Origin of the sequence: Geobacter sp. (assembly GCA_009684525.1) — a bacterium.
Lineage (GTDB): Bacteria > Desulfobacterota > Desulfuromonadia > Geobacterales > DSM-12255 > Geoanaerobacter.
In genome coordinates, this window is the sequence record WKKR01000002.1 from 487,594 (window position 1) to 508,501 (window position 20,908).

Sequence of the window (20,908 nt, forward strand, 5' to 3'; positions counted from 1 at the left end):
AGAAGGATTTTCCCCTGCGGTATGGTACAAAGGGGAGACTTTGAGCCCTGTGACTGGAGGTAGCGACCATGAATCTGCTGGATGGCAAGGTATGCGCTGAAAGCCTGATCGCCGAGATTGCGAAAAAGGTGGCGGGATACGTGGAGTCGGGGCTGCGCAAGCCCCACATGACCATCATCCTGGTCGGCGAGCATGCCCCGAGTGAATCGTACGTCAAGTCCAAGATAGCCTCCTGCGGGCTGGCCGGTTTCGAGAGCAGCCTGCTCCGTTTTCCCGAGACCATCTCCGAGGCCGAACTGCTGGAGAAGATCGACGAGGTGGATCGGGACCAGACCACCGACGGTCTGATCGTCCAGCTCCCCCTGCCGCGCCACATCAACCAGCAGCATATCATCAACGCCATTTCGCCCGACAAGGATATCGACGGGTTCCACCCGACGAACTTCGGCCGCATGACCCTGGGGCAGAAGGCGTTCCGGCCGGCAACCGCCTACGGGATCTGCAAGCTGCTCCAGTTCTACGGCATCCCGATCAAGGGGAAGCACTGCGTGGTCATCGGCCGTTCCAACATCGTCGGCAAGCCGATCTCCATCATGCTCTCCAACGATTTCGACATCGGCAACGCCACGGTCACCCTGACCCACATCGAGACGCCGCGCGAGTTGCTCCTGGACGAGACACAACGGGCGGATATCGTCATCGTGGCGGTGGGTATCCCCGGTTTCATCACCGCGGAGATGGTGAAGGAGGGGGTGGTGCTGATCGACGTGGGGATCAACCGGCTGGAAACCGGGAAGATCGTGGGGGACGTGGATTTCGAGGCGGTTGCGCCCAAGTGCGCCTGGATCACGCCGGTGCCGGGAGGGGTGGGGAGGATGACCGTGGCGGCCCTGATGATCAACACTCTGCTCGCCTACCAGAACAATTTCAATCTGGCGTGACGCGCCGCAATCTTCCCTGTCCGTGCCGGGGGCACAGCCGGAGCGTGCCCCCGTTTCTGCTACCGCGGAGGGTTTCTGCCGGCGAGGCGACGCCCCCTGACCGGCGTTGCGGGTGCGGGAAATGCTTCATCTCAAGCCGCAATAATGCTATAAACCTGGGTGCTGACATCTTCGGCAGGCCGCCCGGCCGGCAAGGAGCCCCCAATGACCGACAGTCCCATTCCCCGCACCCCTTCCGCCTATGACTACCCCCTGCTGATCAAGAACCTGCTCTTTTGCCCGGTGGTGGACAACCCAGACCAGGAGATCGTCTACCGGAGCCATTACCGTGGAAATTACCGGCAGTTGCGGGAGCGGGTCCAGCGACTTGCCGGCGTCCTTGCCGGACTGGGGGTGAAAACGGGCGACACGGTTGCGGTCATGGACTGGGACAGCCACCGTTACCTGGAGCTCTTCTTCGCCGTGCCGATGATCGGCGCGGTGCTCCATACCATTAACGTCCGCCTGTCGCCGGAACAGATCCTCTACACCATCGACCATGCCGAGGATGACGTGCTGCTGGTGAACAGCGAGTTCCTGCCCATACTGGAGCAGATCAGGGGGCGGATCGACACGGTTCGAGACTATATCCTGATCTCCGACGAAGGCGGCAACCTGAACAGTACCGTCCGCTTCTGCGGCGAATATGAGCAGCTCCTGGCCGCGGCTGCGCCGGAGTTCTCCTTCCCCGACCTGGACGAGAACGCCCGCGCCACCACCTTTTATACCACCGGTACCACCGGCATGCCCAAGGGGGTCTACTTCAGCCACCGCCAGCTGGTTCTGCACACGATGGGGACCATGGCTGCCCTGGCTACGAACCCCAACCAGGGGGGCTTCCACCGTTACGACGTCTACATGCCGATTACCCCCATGTTTCATGTCCATGCCTGGGGGCTTCCCTATATTGCGACCATGCTGGGAGTGAAGCAGGTCTACCCCGGCCGGTATCTTCCCGATCTGCTGCTGGAGCTGATCGAGCGGGAGAGAGTGACCTTTTCCCACTGTGTCCCCACCATCCTCCATATGCTCTTCAAGCATCCCCATGCCGACCGGATTGACCTGTCCAGGTGGAAGGTGATCATCGGCGGAGCCGTCATGTCACGTATCCTCTGCCAGGAGGCGCTGCGCCGGGGGGTGGATGTCTTCACCGGCTACGGCATGTCCGAGACCTGCCCGATCCTGACACTGGCCCAGCTGACTCCCGAGATGCTGGAGTTGCCTCCTGCGGAACAGGCGGCGATCCGCTGCAAGACCGGCATTACCCTGCCACTGGTCGATCTGCGGGTGGTGGACGACAAGCTGCGCGAACAGCCCAGGGATGGCGCCAGCACCGGTGAGATCGTGGTCAGGGCGCCCTGGCTGACCCAGGGCTACCTGAAGGACCATAAGGCGTCGGAGCGGCTCTGGGAAGGGGGTTACCTTCATACCGGGGATGTGGCGGTGCGGGACGAGCTGGGGTATGTCCGGATCACCGACCGGACCAAGGATATCATCAAGGTGGCCGGCGAATGGGTCTCCTCCCTGGAGTTGGAGGATATCATCGCCCATCATCCGGCGGTTTCCGAGGTGGCGGTGATTGGCCAGCCCGACGAGAAGTGGGGCGAGCGGCCCATGGCGCTGGTGGTTCCCCGGCCTGGCGATGCCGGGCGGGTGAGCGAGAAGGAACTGGTCCATCTGATCCATGAATATGCGGACAAGGGGTTGATCAGCAAGCAGGTGGTGCTGACGCGGGTGCGGCTGGTGGATGCCCTCGACAAGACCAGTGTCGGCAAAACCAACAAGGTTGCCTTGCGAGAACGGTACCTCTGACCGTATCGCCAAATGCTGTGTGCCGGAGGGGAAGGTTGACGATGGGACAATGCGTGCTGATCGCCAACAAGGGGGCGGGGAGCTACTCAGGGCAAGTCCTGGAGCGGGTGCTGGCCCTTCTGCGCGAGGGGGGCATTGCAGCCGAACTCTGGCTGGCCGGCGATTTTGCCGAGATCTGCGGCCTGGCAGCACGTGCCTCCTGTCTGCCCGGCGGCCCGCTGGTCGTTGCCGCAGGCGGAGACGGCACCATCAACGCCGTTCTGAACGGGCTCGCCGGTTCCGGTGCCGTCTGTGCGCTGATGCCGCTCGGCACCGCCAATGTGCTTGCCCGCGAACTCGTGATCGACTCCCCTGAAGAAGCTGTCCGCCGGATCATTGCCGGTGCTTCACGGCCGTTCAGTGCCGGCCTGATCCGCGGCAACGGCCGGGAGACCCGTTTTTTCCTCATGGCCGGGATCGGCCTGGATGGCCACGTGGTGCGCGGGGTCACGCTCCCGCAGAAGCGGCGGTTCGGGAAAGGGGCTTACCTGCTGGCAGCCGTTCGCCACGCCTTTGCCTGGGACCGGGGGCGCATGCAGGTGACCACGGCAACGGAACGATTTGCCTGCCATACCCTGTTCGTCTGTAATACGGCACGTTATGGCGGTTCGTTCCTGCTGGCTCCCCAGGCGAGCATCTTTTCCCCGACCCTGGAGCTGGTCGCGGTGCGTGCGACCTCCCGTGGCGCCTATCTGCGTCTGGTTGCGGCCCTCTTGTGGGGGCGGTCGCCTGCCGCAGGCGATGACCTCTTGACCCTGCAGGCAGACCGGGTTTGGGTGGAAGGGGCGAAGCCGGTTCAGGTGGATGGCGACGACTGGGGGGATACGCCCGTGGAGATAACCGTGGAAAGGGAGTACGGCCGGATCATCGTCTGATCCGGAGCGAAGTGGATGCTTTGGGTACAAAAAACCGCGAACCTTTTCAGTGGCCCGCGGTATCGGTGTCTGCCGGCTGCGGGGCCGGCGGGAAGTCTAGCAGGTTGTTGAAAACCTCAGGTTGTTCAAAAACGGTCAGATCGTCGCACCCGCAGAAAGCCCCGCGGAGTCGTAGCAGCGCTACGACGCACAAGGCGGTTTTTCGAGGACGGCGGCGAGATGGCTGTTTTTCAACAACCTGCTAGGCGGCTACGCCGTAATCATCGGCCTCGACGCATTCGGAGGTCGCTGAGAGAAACGATTGCTCCTGGGCGTCCATGACGATTTCGGTCATGCCGTGGTTGACCGACCAGATGCTGCCGCAGATGCTGCAGGTGATGATCCCCTCCGAGAAACCTTCCAGATGGAGGTCTATCTCCGAATACTGCTCATGGGTTTTACATACAGGGCACTTCATGGGTGTTCTCCTTTCACTCTTCTTGTCATGTTTAATCATACTATATGCGGATGTTTCGGGGAATGCAAGTGGTAAAACATAAAAAAGTAAAATAAAACAATATGTTATGTTACAGTTGTGTTACTGGTTAGACCAATTTTTGTTTCAATTCGGCGCTTGAGTTTTATTTAAACTATAACTGGCTGAAATGATTGTTTTAATTATTTGGAAACGGGATTTTGTTTTTTGGGGGGAGGTTTTCATGCAAGGCGATGCTATATCTGTTATATTCAAAAATTAGAATTATATCGCATCGCTACCGTGATGATTTGAGGGGCAGATTTGCCATCCAAGGAGTAAATGAGGATGTTTTCCGCTATCTTCTGGGACAATGACGGGGTGCTGATGGAGACCGAGCACCTCTACTTCCGCGCCAACGCCGATGCCCTGGCACGGGCCGGCATCGAGCTGACGCTGGAGGCATTCTGCGAGCTGTCGCTCAAGCGCGGGGAGAGCGTGCTGTCGCTGGCAGCCGAAGGGGAGCTGGAGCTGCGGGGCTGGCGCGACGAGCGCTATCGGGAGCTGCTCGGCCTTGAGGCGCAGGCGATTCCGGGTGTCGCCAGGGTGCTCTCCCTGCTGCACGGGCGCATGCCCATGGCCGTGGTAACGAGCTGCCGGCGGGAGAACTTCCTGCACATGCATCGGGAGAGCGGTCTGCTCGGCTTTTTCGACTTCATCCTGACCCGTGAGGATTACGGCAATGCGAAGCCCGATCCCGAGCCCTACCTGACCGCCTGCCGACGTGCCGGGCTGGCACCGGAGCGCTGCCTTGCCGTCGAGGATTCGGAGCGCGGGGTGACGGCTGCCGCCCGTGCCGGACTGGCGGTTGCGGCACTTCCCGGAGCCATGAATGCCGGCGGAGATTTCAGCGCTGCGCGCTGGCGGCTGACGGACGTCTACCAGATTCCGGAGCTGCTCGGATTGCCATGAGAAAGATCGGCGATATTATTAGAGGCATGGCTCGCGCTTGCGTCATCAAATTCCAACACCACTGCCGATTGCTGCCGGCGATCCTGCTGCTTCTGCTGGTGGCGGCTCCCTTCTGTGGAGCCCACACTGAAAAGCAGCTTGAGGAGTATCGCCACGGAGGCCTCTCCACCGGTGGAGGGACCGCAGATGCACTCGGTGTGGACGAACATCTCGGTGCCCGCATCCCCCTCGACCTTACCTTCCGTGACGACAACGGCCGCCAGGTCCGGCTGGGCGAGCTGGTCAACGGTCCGACCATCATCCTCCCGGTCTATTACGGCTGCACCAATGTCTGCAATTTCCAGCAGCAGGGTCTGGCAAGCGCCCTGCCGGCGGTGTCGCGGGTCCCGGTCAAGGAGTACCGCGTCCTGTCGGTCAGCTTTGATGAAAACGAGACCCCCGTGCAGGCGTCACATGCCAAGAAGATGTACCTGACCGGCATGAATGCACCCTTTCCGGCGGACGGCTGGCACTTCCTCACCGGGGACATCGCGAATGTCCGGAGGCTGACCGATGCTGCAGGGGTTCATTTCCGGCGCGCGGGCAGGGACTTCATCCATCCGGTGGTCAGTTTCGTCGTTGCCCGTGACGGGACGATCGTCCGCTACCTGTACGGCACGACCTATCTCCCCAAGGATCTGACCCTGGCGCTTTTGGAGGCGCGGGACGGAAAGGTGGGAGCCACCATCCGCACGGTGGTCGGCTACTGCTTCAGCTTCGACCCGACCGGCAAGACCTATGTCTTCAACCTGTTGCGGGTCAGCGCCACGGTGGTCATCCTGAGTGCCGGCGGCTTTCTCGCCTTCCTGCTCCTGACCGGCAGAAAACGGCGTAACCACCTCCCGAGGAATGAATGAGCCCGGCAGCCGATCTCCCGACGACCGAAAGCTTCTGGAACGACACCGGCAAACGAGGTATTGCCGCCTGGATCTTCAGCACCGATCACAAGCGGATTGGCCTCCTCTATCTTTTTTCGGTGCTTGCCGTTTTCCTTGCTGCCGCAACGCTCGGCATCCTGCTTCGGCTCGAACTGATAGCGCCGGGGCGGACCATCATGGGGCCGCAGACCTACAATGCCGTGTTCACCGTGCATGGGGTGATGATGATCTTCCTCTTCATCATCCCCGGTTTTCCCGGCGCCTTCGGCAATCTGATCATGCCGATCCAGATCGGGGCCCGCGACGTAGCCTTCCCGCGCCTGAACCTGTTCTCCTGGTGGCTCTACATTGCCGGTGCAGCGATCATCCTCACCTCGCTCTTCACCGGCGGCGGTCCACCCGATACCGGCTGGACCTTCTATGTACCCTTCAGCGCCCGGACCGGCACCAATGTCTCGCTGGCGGTCTTTGGCGTCTTCGTGGTCGGCTTTTCCTCGATCCTGACCGGCCTCAATTTCGTCACCACCATCCACCGCCTGCGGGCCGAGGGGATGACCTGGGGCCGGCTGCCGCTCTTTGTCTGGTCGCTCTATGCGACTGCCTGGGTGCAGATCCTGGCGACCCCGATCCTCGGCATCACGCTGGTGCTGATCCTTGCCGAGCGCCTGCTCGGCACCGGTCTGTTCGATCCGGGCCGCGGTGGCGACCCACTCCTCTACCAGCATCTCTTCTGGATCTATTCCCACCCGGCGGTCTACATCATGATCCTGCCCGGCATGGGGGTGATATCGGAGATCATGCCGGTTTTTTCCCGTAAACCGATCTTCGGCTACAAGATGATCGCCTTCTCCAGCATCGCCATTGCCGCTGCCGGCTCGCTCGTCTGGGGGCACCACATGTTCACCAGCGGCATGAGCGACAACGCGATCCTGGTCTTTTCCTTCCTTACCTTCATCGTTGCCATTCCGTCGGCCATCAAGGTCTTCAACTGGGTCTCCACGCTCTACAAGGGGTCGATTTCGCTGGAGGCGCCGATGCTCTTCTCCCTCTCCTTTATCCTGCTCTTCTCCATTGGCGGACTGACCGGGCTGATCCTCGGCGCAGCTGCCACCGACATTCATGTCCACGACACCCAGTTCGTGGTCGGTCATTTCCACTACGTCATCTTCGGCGGCGCAGTCTTCGCCTTCCTCGCGGCCATGCACTACTGGCTGCCCAAGATCTACGGCCGCCGCTATGCGGAGAAGCCGGCGGTAGTGGCCTGGGCGCTGATGTTCGTCGGCTTCAACATCACCTATTTTTCCATGATGGTGCTGGGGATGAAAGGGATGCCGCGGCGCTACTACGACTACCTTCCCGAGTTTGCGCCCCTGAACCTCGCCTCCACCATCGGCAGCTGGATACTGGTGGCCGGACTGCTGCTCCTTCTGGCAAACCTCTTCCGCGGCCTGCTGAAAGGGGAGCCGGTCGGCAGGAACCCCTGGGGTGCGGCAACGCTGGAGTGGACCACCACGACGCCGCCTCCAACGGAGAACTTCGAGCAGGAACCGGTGGTCACACACGGGCCATATGACTTCAAAGGGGCGGGAATCCCGTGAACGGTTCGCTGCACAGGGATTATGGCGGCGCCAAGCTCGGGATGTGGCTCTTCCTCTTTACCGAGCTGCTCCTCTTCGGCGGCCTGTTTCTCCTCTATGCCGTCTACCTGGCCCGCTACCCCCATGAATTCGGCGCAGCCGGGCAAGAGATGCAGCTCGGCTTCGGCACGGTCAATACGGTCATCCTCATCACCAGCAGCCTGCTGGCGGCCATGGCAGTGACTGCCATCCAGCGGGACGAACGGAAGACGGCCTTTCTGCTACTGACCGGGACGGTCCTCTGTGCCGTGGTCTTTTTGGTCGACAAATACCTGGAATGGAGCATCGAGATCGGACGCGGCATCTATCCCGGCTCGCCGCAGCTCGTTGCGGGGCCTCCGGGTGAGTCGGTCTTCTACAGCCTCTATTATCTGACCGCAGGCCTGCACGGCCTGCATGTGCTGATCGGCGGTCTCGTTCTCACCCTGGTGGCGGTGCGGGTGAAAAAGGGGGCGATCCATGCCGGCGATTTCGTGCTGCTGGAGAACGGCGCCCTCTACTGGCACCTGGTGGACCTGATCTGGATATTCATCTTCCCGCTGTATTATTTGATCCTGTAGGGGCGGGCGCGGTCTTCCGACCATCTCGCCGCCGTGTCCTCAAAGCCCCGCTTCGACGTAGCGCTGCTACGCCTCAGCGAAGCTTCTGCGGGCCAACACGATCTGGCCGAAATCTCGCGCCCGGTTAGCAAGGTCGAAAGCTTTCAAACGGATTCAGGAGATGAGTGAACAACACCACATCATAAGCTACCGAAAGCTGATCGCCGTGTGGGCGGGGCTGCTGTTCCTGACCGCGCTGACCGTCTGGGCCGCGCGCCACCAGGTGGGGATCGGCCATGTCTGGGTCTCCCTGGCCATTGCCGCCGCCAAGGGGGGGCTGGTGATCGCCGTCTTCATGCACATGCGCTACGAGGGGCGACTCTTGCGCTGGCTGCTCTTTGTCGCCCTGTCGGTCCTGGCCATCTTCATCGGTCTCACCTTTTTCGATGTGCTCTATCGCTAGAGGAGTTGGCGTGAACCCTCTGTTCATCACCACAAACCAGGCGGTCGATCCGGTCTTCATCTTCATCTTCGGCGCCTCGGCGCTGTTGTTGCTGGGGATCACCGCGACCATGGTCGGTTTTGCCATCCGCTACCGCCGTTCCCGCGCCCCGGAGCCGACGTCGCGATCCGAAGGGAATGTCTGGCTGGAGATCGTCTGGACCGTGCTCCCCACCCTGCTGGTACTGGCCATGTTCTATTACGGCTGGGCCGGCTATCTCGCGCTCCGGAATGTGCCGAAGGACGCCCTGCCGGTGACGGCAACCGCGCGGATGTGGTCATGGAGCTTCACCTATGCCAATGGCCGGACGAGCACGAAGCTCTATGTGCCGGTGGGAAAGCCGGTGCTGGTGAACCTGGTCTCGGTGGACATTCTGCACGGCTTTTATCTGCCCGCCTTCAGGGTCAAGCACGATGTGGTGCCGGGAATGAAGAACCACGTCTGGTTCGTGGCCGAGAAGGCCGGTTCTTATGATCTCTTCTGTTCCCAGTACTGCGGTGTCGGCCATTCGGCAATGATCACCACCGTAGAGGCCCTCCCGCCCGAGGAGTTTGCCGAATGGCTCAACCGGAAAGGCCCCCAGAAGGCGACCGGGGCCGGCAGGGAGCTGCTGGAAAAGCATGGCTGCCTCGCCTGCCATTCGCTGGATGGTTCGGCCAAGGTCGGGCCGACCTTCAAGGGCCTGTACAACAGCCAGGTGACGGTGCTGCAGGGGGGGAAACGGATCGTCGTAACCGCTGACGATGCCTACCTGCGGGAGTCGATCGAGGCGCCGGCGGCCAAGGTGGTGGAGGGGTACCAGCCGATCATGCCGGTATTCGGCGACCTGCGCAAGGAAGAGCTGGAGGCGCTGGTGGAATATATCGAGGAGATCAGGTGATAACGAGCGTCGCACGGCTGCTGCGGCTGCCGCTGGCACTTCTGAACGGCATCGTCGCGGCAGGTGGCTATCTCCTCTGCTCGGGAGGGGCGATGGCGGCTCAGTTCTGGCTGGCGTGCGGCGGCGTGACGCTCCTGGGTGCCGGCAGTTCGGCCCTGAACCAAGTCGTGGAGCGCGACATCGATGCCATCATGACGCGGACCAGGCAACGGCCGCTCCCGCGGGGCGATCTGTCCGTCCGGGGAGCCGCGGCAATCGGCGTCTTGTGTCTTTTTGCCGGCTGTGCGCTTCTGGCGGCGACCGGGTCGCTGCTGGCGGTGCTGTTGGGTGTGGCGGCAGTCCTCTGGTATCTCTGTGTTTACACCCCGCTCAAGCGCCGCACCTCCCTGTCGCTGGCACTGGGCGCCCTCTGCGGGGCATTGCCGCCGGTCATCGGCTGGTGCGTGGCCGGGGGCAGGGCCGACGATCCGCGGATCGTCCTGCTTGCCGGTCTTTTCTACCTCTGGCAGATACCCCACTTCTGGATCTTCCAGCAACGACACCTGGCCGACTATCGTGCCGCCGGTCTGCCACTATGCGCCGAAGGCGAGCAGGGAGAGCGGATCTGCCGGCTCTGGCTGGGTGCACTCGCCGTTGCGTCACTGCTGCTCCCCGTTTTCAACGTCATCGACCGGGAGATGGCCCTCTGGTATGCGCTGCTGCCGGTGCCGCTGCTGCTGGCTCCCTGGAGAGGCGGGCACCGACTGCTCTTTTCCTATCTCAACCTCTTTCCCCTGCTGGTCACGATGGTCATTTCCATCCAGAAATAAGCGCGACAAGGAGTGCGTATGACAGACAGCCAGACTGCCGATCAGACAACCCATGGCCGCCACCGCGGTGCGCGCCTGCACCAGGGAGCTTTCCTCCTGCTCGTGGCGCTCTGCGCTTCACCCTGGGTGGGGACCGCCGCAGCCCTTGCCATGGGGATTGCATTCGGCGTCATCCTGGGGAATCCGTGGATGCAGGGCTCGGCCAAGGCGAGCCGGAAACTGCTGCAGCTTTCGGTGGTCGGCCTCGGCTTCGGCCTCGGCATCGGCCAGGTCGTGCACGAGGCGAGGCAGTCCCTCCTGCTCACCATCGTCGGCATCGTCTTCACCATTCTGGTCGGCACCCTGATCGGCAGGCTCTGCAAGAATCCGCCGCGGACCGCCACGCTCATCTCGTTCGGCACCGCCATCTGCGGCGGCAGCGCCATCGCTGCCATGGCACCGGTCATCAAGGCGGAAAACGAGGAGATTGCCGTCTCCCTGGTCACGGTCTTCACCCTCAACTCGGTGGCGCTGCTCCTCTTCCCCGCTGTTGGGCACCTTTTGGGGTTGAGTCAGCACGATTTCGGCGTCTGGGCCGGGATCGCCATCCACGACACCAGCAGTGTGGTTGGGGCGGCTGCCGCCTACGGCCCTGCGGCCCTGGCCGTCGGGACCACCGTCAAGCTGGCCAGGGCGCTCTGGATAACCCCCTGCGTGATCGCAGCCGGCCTCATCAAGCGGACTGGCAAGATGCCGACCGTCCCGCTCTTTATCCTCGGTTTCATCGCGGCGGCGCTGCTCCGTTCGTTCCTGCCCCAGTTCTGCACGGTCTGGGACGGTCTGGCCGGTGTAGCAAAACATGGCTTGGTCATGACGCTCTTTCTCATCGGCGCGGGGCTGAACCGGAAGGTGCTGCAGACGGTGGGATTCCGTCCCATGGTGCAGGGAGTGGCTCTCTGGATGCTGGTCAGCGCTCTCTCCCTGGCAGCCATCCGGGGCGGGCTCACCGGATGATCCGGCACCATCATTTCCCTGTTGCCTTGCGGATAAAACCGGATTAGAGTGCTGCGCTATCGTCGTGGCACGGTACGGCAGGAATTCAACAAAGGGATGACGGCATCGTCATCGGAGCACGCATGAGAATCATCGACACCATCAGGCCGGGGAAACCGTTCATTTCCCTGGAATTCTTTCCTCCCAAGGAACGATCCGACTGGCCTGCCTTTTTCCGGACCGCCGAGCGGCTGGCGCTCCTGCAGCCGCTGTTCGTGTCGGTCACCTACGGTGCCGGCGGCACCACCTACGGCAACACGCTGGAGATCGTCACGCGCATCAGGCAGGAGATCGGCCTGGAGACCATGGCCCACCTGACCTGTATCGGCAGCTACCGCGGCGAGGTGCTGCAGTTCCTGGACGAGCTGGAACGGGTCGGCGTGGACAACGTCCTCGCCCTGCGCGGCGACCTGCCCCAGGGTGCGCCGCCTGAGTACTCGGCTTGCCGCACCCTGCTCAACGCCTCGGACCTGGTGGCGTTCATCCGCTCGTCCCATCCCCATTTCGGGATCGGCGTGGCAGGGTATCCGGAGACCCATCCCGAGGCGGAGAGCCCCGAGGCCGACCTGGACTTCCTCCGGCTCAAACTCGACCAGGGGGGCGACTTCGTGGTCACCCAGCTCTTTTTCGACAACCGCCTCTACTTCGATTTCGTTCGCCGCGCCCGTGAACTGGGGGTCGACAAGCCGATCATCCCCGGCATCATACCGGTCTTCAGCCTCAAGATGATCCGCCGCATCGTCTCGCTCTGTGGCGCAACTATTCCTGCTGCTTACATGGAGGAGCTGGAAGAGGCCGACCGGACCGGCGGCCCCGAAGCGGTACAGCAGGTGGGGGTTGCCTTTGCCCGCAGGCAGGCACAGGAACTGCTCGATGCCGGGGTGCCCGGCATTCACTTCTACACCCTGAATCGCGACGAGGCGGTCACGGAGCTGGTCAACGCGCTGGTCTTCTAGCTAGGTTGTTGAAAAACAGCCATCTCGCCGCCGTCCTCGAAAGCCGCCTTGTGCGGCGTAGCGCTGCTACGCCGCCGCGGGGCTTTCTGTGGGTGCGACGATCTGACCGTTTTTGAACAACCTGAGGTTTTCATCAACTTGCTGGGGGCTGCTGCTCAGGAAAAGGCCTTGTTCTCCTGCTCCAGAACCCGGATGAAGGTGGTCCGCTTGGTCAGCTCCCGCAATGCCGAGGCTCCCACGTAGGTGCAGGCGGAGCGCACCCCACCCAGGATCTCCCTGACCGTCTCCTCGATCGGGCCGCGATAGGGGACCTCCACGGTCTTCCCTTCCGAGGCGCGGTACCCCGCAATCCCACCGGCATGCAGCGACATGGCGGTTTCCGAACTCATGCCGTAAAAGAGCTTGAACTTCTGCCCGTCCCGATCCACCAGCTGGCCGCCACTTTCGTCGTGGCCGGCAAACATCCCCCCGATCATGACGAAGTCGGCGCCGCCGCCGAACGCCTTGGCTACATCGCCGGGGCAGGCGCAGCCGCCGTCTGAGATGATCCTTCCCCCCAGGCCGTGGGCTGCATCGGCGCATTCGATCACCGCTGAGAGCTGGGGATAGCCGACCCCCGCCTTCACCCGGGTGGTGCAGACCGATCCGGGACCGATCCCCACCTTGACGATGTCAGCTCCGGACAGGAGCAGTTCCTCTACCATCTCGCCGGTTACCACGTTTCCCGCCACGATGGTCTTGTCGCTGAATGCGGCCCGGACCTTGCCGACGAACGCGACAAAGGCCTCGGTGTAGCCGTTGGCCACGTCGAGGCAGATGAATTCCAGCTGGGGATGCCGCTCCACGATCTGGCCGAGCCTGGCGAAATCCTCGTCGGAGCTGCCGGCGCTGACCATGATCCGGGAGTAGATGTCGGCGTTGCATCCTGCCAGGAACTCGTCCCACTGGGCTGTGCTGTAGTGCTTGTGCACGGCGGTGAGCAAGCCGTGGCCGGCCAGAACCGTCGCGACCTCGAAGGTGCCGGTGGTGTCCATGTTTGCGGCGATAACCGGCACGCCGGTCCAGCGGGTTTGGCTGTGGAGGAAGGTGAAGGTCCTCTCCAGGGAGACCTGGGAACGGCTCTTCAGGTTGGAGCGTTTCGGCCTGATCAGAACATCCTTGAATCCCAGCTTCAGATCGGTTTCCACACGCATGACAGACCTCTCGCGAACGTAATGGTTTCCATCCGGTGTTTCCGGATGGAAACTAATGGGCTGTTGAGAGGATATCCCAATTCAGGGGGAAGACAACCGGCCGGCAGGGAGCCGGGTCAGGGAGGCTGGTTGTCCCGGACTTCACGGGCCAGCTGGCCGAGGGTCTTGATCCCCTGCGCGATCTTGTCGTCCCAGTATGCAGCCGACAGGCGGATGAAGTTCCGGTACTTGCCGGAGAGGGAGAAGAGCGGGCCGGGGGCGGTGCTGATCTGCTGCTCCATCGCCCGCTGGTAGAGCGCCAAGGCGTCCGTCCCTTCGGGCATCTCCACCCAGAGGATGAACCCTCCCATGGGCCGGGTCATCCTGGTGCCGGCAGGGAAATCGCGGGCAACTGCGTCGGCCATCAGGGAGATGTTGCGGGCCTGGATGCGGCGCAGGCTGCGCAGGTGATGGTCGTAGCCGCCCGAGGCCATGAACTCGGCCAGGGCCAGTTGCGGTGGCGAGGAGGTGGCCAGGTTAACCATCATCTTCAACCGCTCCATTTCCGGCTGGAAACGGCCGCCCACGGCCCAGCCCACGCGGTAGCCGGGCGCCAGGGTCTTGGAGAACGACGAGCAGTAGATCACCAGCCCTTTCCGGTCAAAGGACTTTGCCGCCAAGGGGCGTTCGTTGCCGAAGAAGATGTCGCCGTAGATGTCGTCTTCGATGAGCGGGATCTCGTGGCGTGCCAAGAGCTCCACCAGTTCTTTCTTCCGCTCGTCCGGGATCAGGCTCCCCAGGGGGTTGCCGAAATTGGGGATCACCAGGCAGGCGCTGATGGAGCTGTGTTCGATGGCATACCGGAGTGCCTCGATGCTGATCCCCTCGCGCGGGGTGGAGGGGATCTCCAGGGCCTTCAGCCCCAGCTCGGCGATCAACTGCAGGAAGTTGAAATAGAAGGGGGATTCCACGGCAACGGTGTCGCCGGCCCGGCAGGTGGCCCGCAACGCCAGCAGCACCGCTTCCACGCAGCCGGAGGTGATGAGCACGTCGTCGGGGCGGGTGCCGATCCCTGCCGTCAGCAGGCGCTGGGCAACCTGGACCCGCAGCCGCCGGTAACCCGGAGGGGTCAGGTAGGAGATGGACTGTTCCCGGAACCTGCGCAGTTCGCTGGCCATCATGCGGTTCAGCTTGTCCACCGGGAGGTTTGCCGGGTTGGGGATAACGCTCCCCAGCGGTAGCAGGTCGTGGTTCATCATGTTTCTGATTACCTGCTGGCAGAGGTCGCTGATGGTAACCGTGGCCGGAGTGATCAGGGGGCGCTTGGGCAGCACCGGTTCGTTGATCTCCGGCGCCCTGACCCGCACATAGTAGCCGGATTGGGGGCGGGCCTCGATCATCCGCCGGTCCTCCAGCAGGGCATAGGCCTGCATCACCGTGTTGATGCTGACGTTGAACTGCCGGCTGAGCTGCCGGATGGAGGGGACCTTGTCGCCGGCCCGAAAGGTTCCCAGTTCGATGAGATCGGTCATCTCCGTAGCAACCCGCTCGTAGAGGGGGATCGTATTGTCCGTGCTGGTCAGTTCCGTGCTCATGGCTTGAGTATATCCGAGGTATATCCTTTTCAAACAGGTACAGTTGATCTTGATTTCGACGGGTACAGTTATTCTATCACCTGACTGTATGGGGTACAAATCAAGATTTCTGTATCTGTTTTTTTTCTTCCGGAGGAGGTACGGTACATTCATCATGCTACAAGGAGAGACACCATGGAATGCACCCTCTCGGAAGGCGAACTGATCAGGCTTGAAGGCGGGCGTCACGGAATGATCCTGCGCTGCACTTCGGGGGCTGTCTGGCTTACAAAAGGGGATGGGACCGATTATCTCGTCACGCCGGAGCGCTGTTTCATCATCGCCAAGGGGACGACCGCCCTGGCGGAAGCGCTGCACGACGCCGAGATCCTGCTGGAAGAGCCGAAGACGGCGCATATTCCGATGGCGGTCCGACTGTCGGTCTGCTGAACGGACAACATAATGAACGAAAAACAGGGTGCCTGTCATGGCGCCCTTTTTTTATGCCTTGATTAGGATATGCTTATGGCAGGTGGGGTCGGCAGCGGATGTATCCGGATTTGAGGCTGCGGGCACCAGGAAGGTAAGCTGTCTCTCATGCTACCGGTTCGATGGAGGTCGGTATGCGACAAAGCCTTCAACAGATTGCCGTGCTGGTCGTCTGCCTGCTGCTGTTCGCGGTTGCCGCCCCTGCGGCAGAGAACGCCGACATCACCTTGCACTTCTTCTGGGGGGAGGGATGCCCCCATTGCGAGAAGGCCAAACCATTCGTTGCGGATCTTGCCCGGCGTTACCCACTGTTGCAGGTGCGCGAATATGAGGTATTCCAGCATCCGGAAAACCTCGCCCTGCTCCGGCAGTTGTCAGTGGCTACAGGGAGCGAGGCACAGGGGGTTCCCACCTTCATCCTGGGGGAGCGGATGTTTTCGGGCTTTAGCCCCGAAATCGCAGGTAAGCTGGAAGAGCGGGTGGCATGGTGCCTGGAGCGGAGCCGGGGAGCGGACGGTGCGGCGCCGGAGAGGGGCGGTGAAAGCATTGCCGTCCCGCTGATCGGGACCATCTCTGTCGGATCGCTGTCGCTGCCGGTCTTTACCCTGGTTGTGGCCGGCCTGGACAGTTTCAACCCCTGCGCCTTCTTCGTGCTCTTCTTCCTGCTCAGCCTCATGACCCATGTGCACTCGCGGTCGCGCATGTTTCTCATCGGCGGGATCTACGTCTTCTTTTCCGGTTTCATCTACTTCCTCTTCATGGCTGCCTGGCTCAATCTCTTCATACTGGTGGGGAATCTTCCGGCCATAACCATCGCCGCCGGCATCCTGGCCATTGTCATTGCGGTCATCAATATCAAGGATTTCTTCTGGTTCGAGCAGGGGGTCTCGCTGGTCATCCCCGAGCAGGCAAAGCCGAAACTGTTCGAACGGATGCGGGAGATCATCCGGGTCGGGTCGCTGCCCGCCATGATAGCCTCCACCGTGACCCTGGCGGTGGCTGCCAATACCTATGAACTGCTCTGCACCGCCGGGTTTCCCATGGTCTTCACCCGGGTGCTGACCCTGCACAAGCTGCCGGCCGGGGCCTACTATCTCTATCTCGCCCTTTATAACGTCATCTATGCCGTCCCCCTGGCGGTCATCGTGGCTGCCTTTGCCATTACGCTCGGGAGCAGGAAGCTGAGCGAATGGCAGGGGCGGCTCTTGAAACTGGTTTCGGGGAGCATGATGCTCTGTCTCGGCAGTGTGCTTCTGATCAGGCCATCCATTCTCAACAGCGCCCTTTCGTCCTGCGCGATACTGGCTGCAGCCCTTCTGGGGACCTGGCTGGTCGTTGCCATCTCCCGCAGGGCAGCGCCTGAGCGGTTTCGGTAAGCGGTGGCGCCGCAAGCCAGGGAGGCTGCGATCGCGGATTATGCCGAGGGGAGAGTGGCCGGAATGGCGGGACTTGCAGCAGTACCTGAAAGAAATACGGCTCAGGATGGTTGCTCCTGAGCCGTATCAGTTGGGGCGAGGGGTGGGAGGTTGCTAGATGATGGAGAGCAGCTCCACCTCAAAGGTCAGGTCTTCACCTGCCAGTGGGTGATTGGTGTCGAAGGTGACGCTCTCGTCGCTCACCGCGGTAACCACTACCCCGATGTCTTCGTCGTTCTCGTTGGTCAAAATCAGCTCGTCGCCGACCTCGGGTTGCAGGCTGTCGGGGAGGTCGGTACGGGGCACGATGAAAACCTTTGCCTCGTCGTAGTCGCCAAAGGCGTCATCCATGGCGATGGTCATTGTCTTCTTTTCGCCGGGGGCCATGCCGATCAGGGCCTCCTCGATCTGGGGGAACAGCGTTCCTTCGCCGATAACCAGCTCCATCGGACCGCCGTGACAATCGCAGCCGCAATCGTCTGTGCTGCAGTCATCACCGCAGTCTTCCGAGTCGCAGTCTTCTTCGAGTGTTGAATCAAAGATGGTGCCGTCGGCAAGCGTGCCGACGTAGTTGATGGAGACTCTATCGCCTTTCCGTGCTTGTGCCATAGTCTGACCTTTCCGTGTGCTCGGCTGTACAGCCGGTTGATGTGTTATCTACTAGGGTACGGGGAAGTGCGGTCGGTCGTCCACTAAAATCGTCAATGCGGTAAAAAAATCCTTGATTCCGGCCGGTTGACCATATTCAGCCGGATCGCAAAACCAGGACGGCATGCAGTATGGGCCTTCTTTCCCTTTGTCTTTTGTAACGATTTTACGTACAGTATTCATTCTGCACAATATATGAAGCAAGGATCGTAAACCATGGCCGAACCTGCCCTTGTCACTTACTTTGCCTCGCCGGAACGGATCGAACACGAAGAACTGATTCGCCAGCATGCCCTGCTTGCTCGGGACGAAGGGCTCTGCACGCTCATCGATGCCATGCCCGAATTCGTCATGGTCGTCGGACCGACCAGAGAGATCCTTCTGGGCAACCGCGCACTGGTCGATTTCGCTGCGTCGCAGGGGTGTAGCGATCCAACAGGACTGCGCCCCGGAGAACTCCTTTCCTGCGAGAATGCCCGGACAGCTCCTTCGGGATGTGGCACCGCCGCGGCGTGCCAGTGCTGCGGCGCCGTGGAAGCCATACTCTCTGCCCTGTCCGGCAACCGTTCCAGCCATGAATGCCATCTGCTCCGCACCACCAACCGGGGGCTGGAGGCCCTGGATCTCAAGGTATGGGGGACACCGTTCCGCTGGCAGGGCGAATCGCTGGCGTTGGTGGTGGCCGTGGATATCAGCGACGAGAAGCGGCGCAAGGTGCTGGAGCGCATCTTCTTCCACGACATCCTCAATACCGCCGGTGCCATCGGCGGTCTGGCAGAGCTTTTGGTCCAGGGGATCATGACCCCGGACGATGTGAAGGAGACGCTTCTTGATGCCGCCCGGACACTGGTAAGCGAGATCCGCAGCCAGCGGGAACTTCTTGCTGCGGAGAACAACGAGCTGTCGGTGTCTATCGCCCCGATCCATTCGCGGTTGTTCCTGGAAAGTATTGCCCGCACCTACCGCAACACCCCCCTTGCACTGGGCCGTCCCATCCAACTCGATAACGAAATCTGCGAAACGGTCATTTTCAGTGACGAGCGTCTTTTGCAGCGGGTCATGGGGAATCTGGTCAAGAATGCCCTGGAGGCGGTGCAGGAGGGGGAGACCGTGACCCTCGGCTGTGAGGTGGACGGCGAGGAGATTGCGTTCTGGTGCAACAATCCTGGTGTGATCTCCCGGGAGGTCCGGCTCCAGCTGTTTCAGCGGTCATTTTCCACCAAGGAGCCGGGCCGTGGCATCGGTACCTACAGTGTCAGGCTCCTGACCGAGCGGTATCTCAAGGGGCGCGTGGAGACCCGTTCCGACGTGGAATCCGGGACGACCTTCACCGTCGTCTACCCTCTTGACCTGCGCACCACTGTCGAAGGCCACTAGCCACCATCTGCAGCGCGCGAAACGGGGCTTGGCGCGCCCGTTTCGCTTCTTATCCCCCTGCGTTATCTGTTTCTGCGGTTGTTCCGGCCCCGATTCCCCATCGTACCATGCAACATGCCCAAGGCGGAACAGCCGTTCTCCTGTCCCGGCACAGGAATATTCTGCATGCGTTGCACGGCATCTGCTGCTATACTGCGCGCCTGGTAGAGAGAATGAGGGCAAGGAGGCGCGCGGCATGACGATGACCAGGGAGAAGCTCGCCCTTGAGGTGGATGTGGCAGAATGGCAATGGCTGCGTGCCCATGGGGAGCGGGGGGCGTTGCTTGTCGTGGACCGGTCGCTCGACCTGGCAGAGGTGGGGGAGCGGATGGCGGCTGACGATACCCGGTCGATCCAGGGATGGGTTGAAGCGCATCTGCTGGGAAGGCCGACGGAAGAGCAGGTGGCTGCCTGGGAAGGCCAGCCGCAGAAGAATTTTGCCGTCCTCATCGTGAGTCCGTTCGTGCTGATGCAGGAGAGCCACTGAACCGTCAGGCGCGCCTGACAGCTGATGTGACCACCTGTGGTGAAGCAGTCATTTTCTCTGCCGCAGAACTATTGAACAACACAAGGAGAACCTGATGAAGACTCTCAATGAAGTCGAGACGCGGGTACTCGGTTGTCTGATCGAAAAGGATCTGGCCACCCCCGAGTACTATCCGCTTACCCTGAACGCCCTGACCAATGCCTGCAACCAAAAATCCAACCGTGATCCGGTCGTGGCCCTTGAGGAGGCCGACGTGGTCCGGGCCCTGGATGTCCTGCGGGGGAGCGGATTTGCCCGGCTCTCAGCCGAGGGGATCCGGGCGGCCAAGTATTGCCATTCGCTGTCGGAACGTTTTACCCTGGAGCCGGAAGAGCTGGCGGTACTGGCCGAGCTGATGCTGCGAGGCCCCCAGACCGTGGGTGAACTGCGGACCCGTGCCGAGCGGATGCGCTCCTTTAGCGGCCTGGAAGCCGTCGAGGAGGTGCTGCAGGCCCTCATGGAGCGCGATATGCCGCTGGTGACCAGGCTTCCCCGCCAGACCGGGCGCAAGGAGCCACGCTTTGCCCATCTCTTTTCAGGCGAGCCTGAAATGACCGCCGAGGAGTATGTCGCGCCGCAGGAGACGGCTCGGGTCAGGGTGGCGGCAGAGAACGAGCGGATCGGGCGGCTTGAGGCCGAGGTCGCTGCACTGCGCGGCGAGATCGAGGTGCTGCGCGGGATGTTGGAGGAGTTCAGGCGTCAGTTCGAATAAGCGGATAGCGACGTACTGGACGTTGTCCGTCACGGCGTACCGCAGAGAAGACCATGGGACGTAAAAAGGGAAAAGGGAAAAGCCGACGAGGCCATCCGGGCATGGCCGATGCGGGGCTGCATACTATTGCCCTCCTGGAGGGGGCAAAAGGGGCGCTGATCATCCTCGCGGGGTTCGGGCTATTGGGGCTCATTCATCACGATGCCCAGCGGATTGCCGAAGAGATCGTGCGGCATCTCCATTTCAACCCTGCCAGCCGCATGCCCCGCATCTTCCTGGAGGCGGCAGGGTCGGTCACCGACGGCAGGTTGCTGTCATTGGCCCTTGCCGCTTTTGCCTATGCGGTTGTCCGCTTTGTCGAGGCCTGGGGGCTCTGGCGCGGGAGGGTTTGGGCGGAGTGGCTCGGCATCGTCTCGGGCGGCATGTACCTCCCTCTGGAGATCTACGAGCTGTCCCGCTCCGTAACCGCGGTCAAGGCCGGGACCTTCCTGGTGAACCTCGTCATCGTGTCCTGGCTCGCGGTCGTGCGCTGGCAGGGTGCCAGGAGATAGG

20 protein-coding genes and 2 pseudogenes are annotated in these 20,908 nt (G+C 61.9%); 18 read left to right on the forward strand and 4 right to left on the reverse strand.

What is annotated here, in order from left to right:
* Positions 1 to 68 precede the first annotated feature (68 nt).
* From GJT30_08370 to GJT30_08380, 3 genes are all read left to right on the forward strand, one after another.
* Positions 69 to 941: a bifunctional 5,10-methylene-tetrahydrofolate dehydrogenase/5,10-methylene-tetrahydrofolate cyclohydrolase gene (locus GJT30_08370; GenBank protein MSM39620.1), complete on the forward strand. Its 873-nt coding sequence runs from the start codon at positions 69 to 71 to the stop codon at positions 939 to 941.
* A gap of 204 nt (positions 942 to 1,145) precedes the next feature.
* A complete protein-coding gene (locus GJT30_08375) occupies positions 1,146 to 2,792 on the forward strand; it encodes a long-chain-fatty-acid--CoA ligase (protein ID MSM39621.1) in 1,647 nt (548 codons plus the stop codon).
* 35 nt (positions 2,793 to 2,827) lie between these two features.
* Positions 2,828 to 3,706, forward strand: coding sequence for a diacylglycerol kinase family lipid kinase (locus GJT30_08380; GenBank protein ID MSM39622.1), 879 nt, complete (start codon positions 2,828 to 2,830; stop codon positions 3,704 to 3,706).
* A gap of 241 nt (positions 3,707 to 3,947) precedes the next feature.
* Here GJT30_08380 and GJT30_08385 read toward each other — a convergent pair whose 3' ends face one another.
* A complete protein-coding gene (locus GJT30_08385) occupies positions 3,948 to 4,163 on the reverse strand; it encodes a hypothetical protein (protein ID MSM39623.1) in 216 nt (71 codons plus the stop codon).
* Between the two features lie 345 nt (positions 4,164 to 4,508).
* Here GJT30_08385 and GJT30_08390 point away from each other — a divergent pair, with 345 nt between their 5' ends.
* From GJT30_08390 to metF, 9 genes and pseudogenes are all read left to right on the forward strand, one after another.
* On the forward strand, positions 4,509 to 5,132 hold the full coding sequence (locus tag GJT30_08390; GenBank protein MSM39624.1) for an HAD-IA family hydrolase: 624 nt from the start codon (positions 4,509 to 4,511) through the stop codon (positions 5,130 to 5,132).
* Positions 5,133 to 5,323: 191 nt separating this feature from the next.
* A pseudogene (locus tag GJT30_08395) lies at positions 5,324 to 6,028 on the forward strand (SCO family protein).
* The gene (gene ctaD / locus GJT30_08400) at positions 6,025 to 7,647 is read left to right on the forward strand and encodes a cytochrome c oxidase subunit I (GenBank protein MSM39625.1); all 1,623 of its coding nucleotides are present in this window, start codon (positions 6,025 to 6,027) and stop codon (positions 7,645 to 7,647) included. Before GJT30_08395 ends, ctaD begins: the two are co-directional and overlap by 4 nt.
* Before the next feature lie 41 nt (positions 7,648 to 7,688).
* Positions 7,689 to 8,246 carry a cytochrome c oxidase subunit 3 family protein gene (locus tag GJT30_08405; GenBank protein ID MSM39626.1) on the forward strand — a complete coding sequence of 186 codons (558 nt, stop codon included), beginning with the start codon at positions 7,689 to 7,691 and terminating at the stop codon, positions 8,244 to 8,246.
* A gap of 160 nt (positions 8,247 to 8,406) precedes the next feature.
* Positions 8,407 to 8,688, forward strand: a complete 282-nt coding sequence (locus GJT30_08410) for a cytochrome-c oxidase (protein MSM39627.1) — start codon at positions 8,407 to 8,409, stop codon at positions 8,686 to 8,688.
* Positions 8,672 to 9,607, forward strand: a complete 936-nt coding sequence (gene coxB, locus GJT30_08415; protein ID MSM39628.1) for a cytochrome c oxidase subunit II — start codon at positions 8,672 to 8,674, stop codon at positions 9,605 to 9,607. The genes GJT30_08410 and coxB overlap by 17 nt, the downstream gene beginning before the upstream one ends.
* Positions 9,604 to 10,416 carry a protoheme IX farnesyltransferase gene (locus GJT30_08420; GenBank protein MSM39629.1) on the forward strand — a complete coding sequence of 271 codons (813 nt, stop codon included), beginning with the start codon at positions 9,604 to 9,606 and terminating at the stop codon, positions 10,414 to 10,416. Before coxB ends, GJT30_08420 begins: the two co-directional genes overlap by 4 nt.
* 18 nt (positions 10,417 to 10,434) lie before the next feature.
* Complete coding sequence (locus GJT30_08425) at positions 10,435 to 11,409, forward strand: putative sulfate exporter family transporter (protein ID MSM39630.1); 975 nt, start codon at positions 10,435 to 10,437, stop codon at positions 11,407 to 11,409.
* A gap of 122 nt (positions 11,410 to 11,531) precedes the next feature.
* Positions 11,532 to 12,404, forward strand: coding sequence for a methylenetetrahydrofolate reductase [NAD(P)H] (gene metF / locus GJT30_08430; protein MSM39631.1), 873 nt, complete (start codon positions 11,532 to 11,534; stop codon positions 12,402 to 12,404).
* A gap of 155 nt (positions 12,405 to 12,559) precedes the next feature.
* Here the strand turns inward: metF and GJT30_08435 are convergent, their stop codons facing one another.
* Together GJT30_08435 and GJT30_08440 are read right to left on the reverse strand one after the other, a co-directional pair.
* Entirely contained in the window at positions 12,560 to 13,597 is a 1,038-nt protein-coding gene (locus GJT30_08435) for a GMP reductase (GenBank protein ID MSM39632.1), read from the reverse strand.
* Positions 13,598 to 13,713: 116 nt separating this feature from the next.
* The gene (locus tag GJT30_08440) at positions 13,714 to 15,171 is read right to left on the reverse strand and encodes an aminotransferase class I/II-fold pyridoxal phosphate-dependent enzyme (GenBank protein MSM39633.1); all 1,458 of its coding nucleotides are present in this window, start codon (positions 15,169 to 15,171) and stop codon (positions 13,714 to 13,716) included.
* 174 nt (positions 15,172 to 15,345) lie between these two features.
* Between GJT30_08440 and GJT30_08445 the strand changes: the two genes are divergently transcribed.
* Positions 15,346 to 15,600: a DUF2917 domain-containing protein gene (locus GJT30_08445; GenBank protein ID MSM39634.1), complete on the forward strand. Its 255-nt coding sequence runs from the start codon at positions 15,346 to 15,348 to the stop codon at positions 15,598 to 15,600.
* 257 nt (positions 15,601 to 15,857) lie between these two features.
* Positions 15,858 to 17,015: pseudogene (locus tag GJT30_08450) on the forward strand (hypothetical protein).
* Positions 17,016 to 17,168: 153 nt separating this feature from the next.
* Here GJT30_08450 and GJT30_08455 read toward each other — a convergent pair.
* Positions 17,169 to 17,663 (reverse strand): peptidylprolyl isomerase, encoded by a 495-nt coding sequence (locus GJT30_08455; GenBank protein MSM39635.1) that lies wholly within the window; start codon positions 17,661 to 17,663, stop codon positions 17,169 to 17,171.
* 255 nt (positions 17,664 to 17,918) lie between these two features.
* On the opposite strand from GJT30_08455, the gene GJT30_08460 reads away from it, so the two are divergent.
* From GJT30_08460 to GJT30_08475, 4 genes are all read left to right on the forward strand, one after another.
* Positions 17,919 to 19,079 (forward strand): GHKL domain-containing protein, encoded by a 1,161-nt coding sequence (locus tag GJT30_08460; protein ID MSM39636.1) that lies wholly within the window; start codon positions 17,919 to 17,921, stop codon positions 19,077 to 19,079.
* A 235-nt stretch (positions 19,080 to 19,314) separates the two neighbouring features.
* Complete coding sequence (locus GJT30_08465) at positions 19,315 to 19,605, forward strand: DUF2288 family protein (protein MSM39637.1); 291 nt, start codon at positions 19,315 to 19,317, stop codon at positions 19,603 to 19,605.
* Positions 19,606 to 19,696: 91 nt separating this feature from the next.
* On the forward strand, positions 19,697 to 20,356 hold the full coding sequence (locus tag GJT30_08470) for a DUF480 domain-containing protein (protein ID MSM39638.1): 660 nt from the start codon (positions 19,697 to 19,699) through the stop codon (positions 20,354 to 20,356).
* Positions 20,357 to 20,457: 101 nt separating this feature from the next.
* Entirely contained in the window at positions 20,458 to 20,907 is a 450-nt protein-coding gene (locus GJT30_08475) for a DUF2127 domain-containing protein (GenBank protein MSM39639.1), read from the forward strand.
* Position 20,908: the final 1 nt, after the last annotated feature.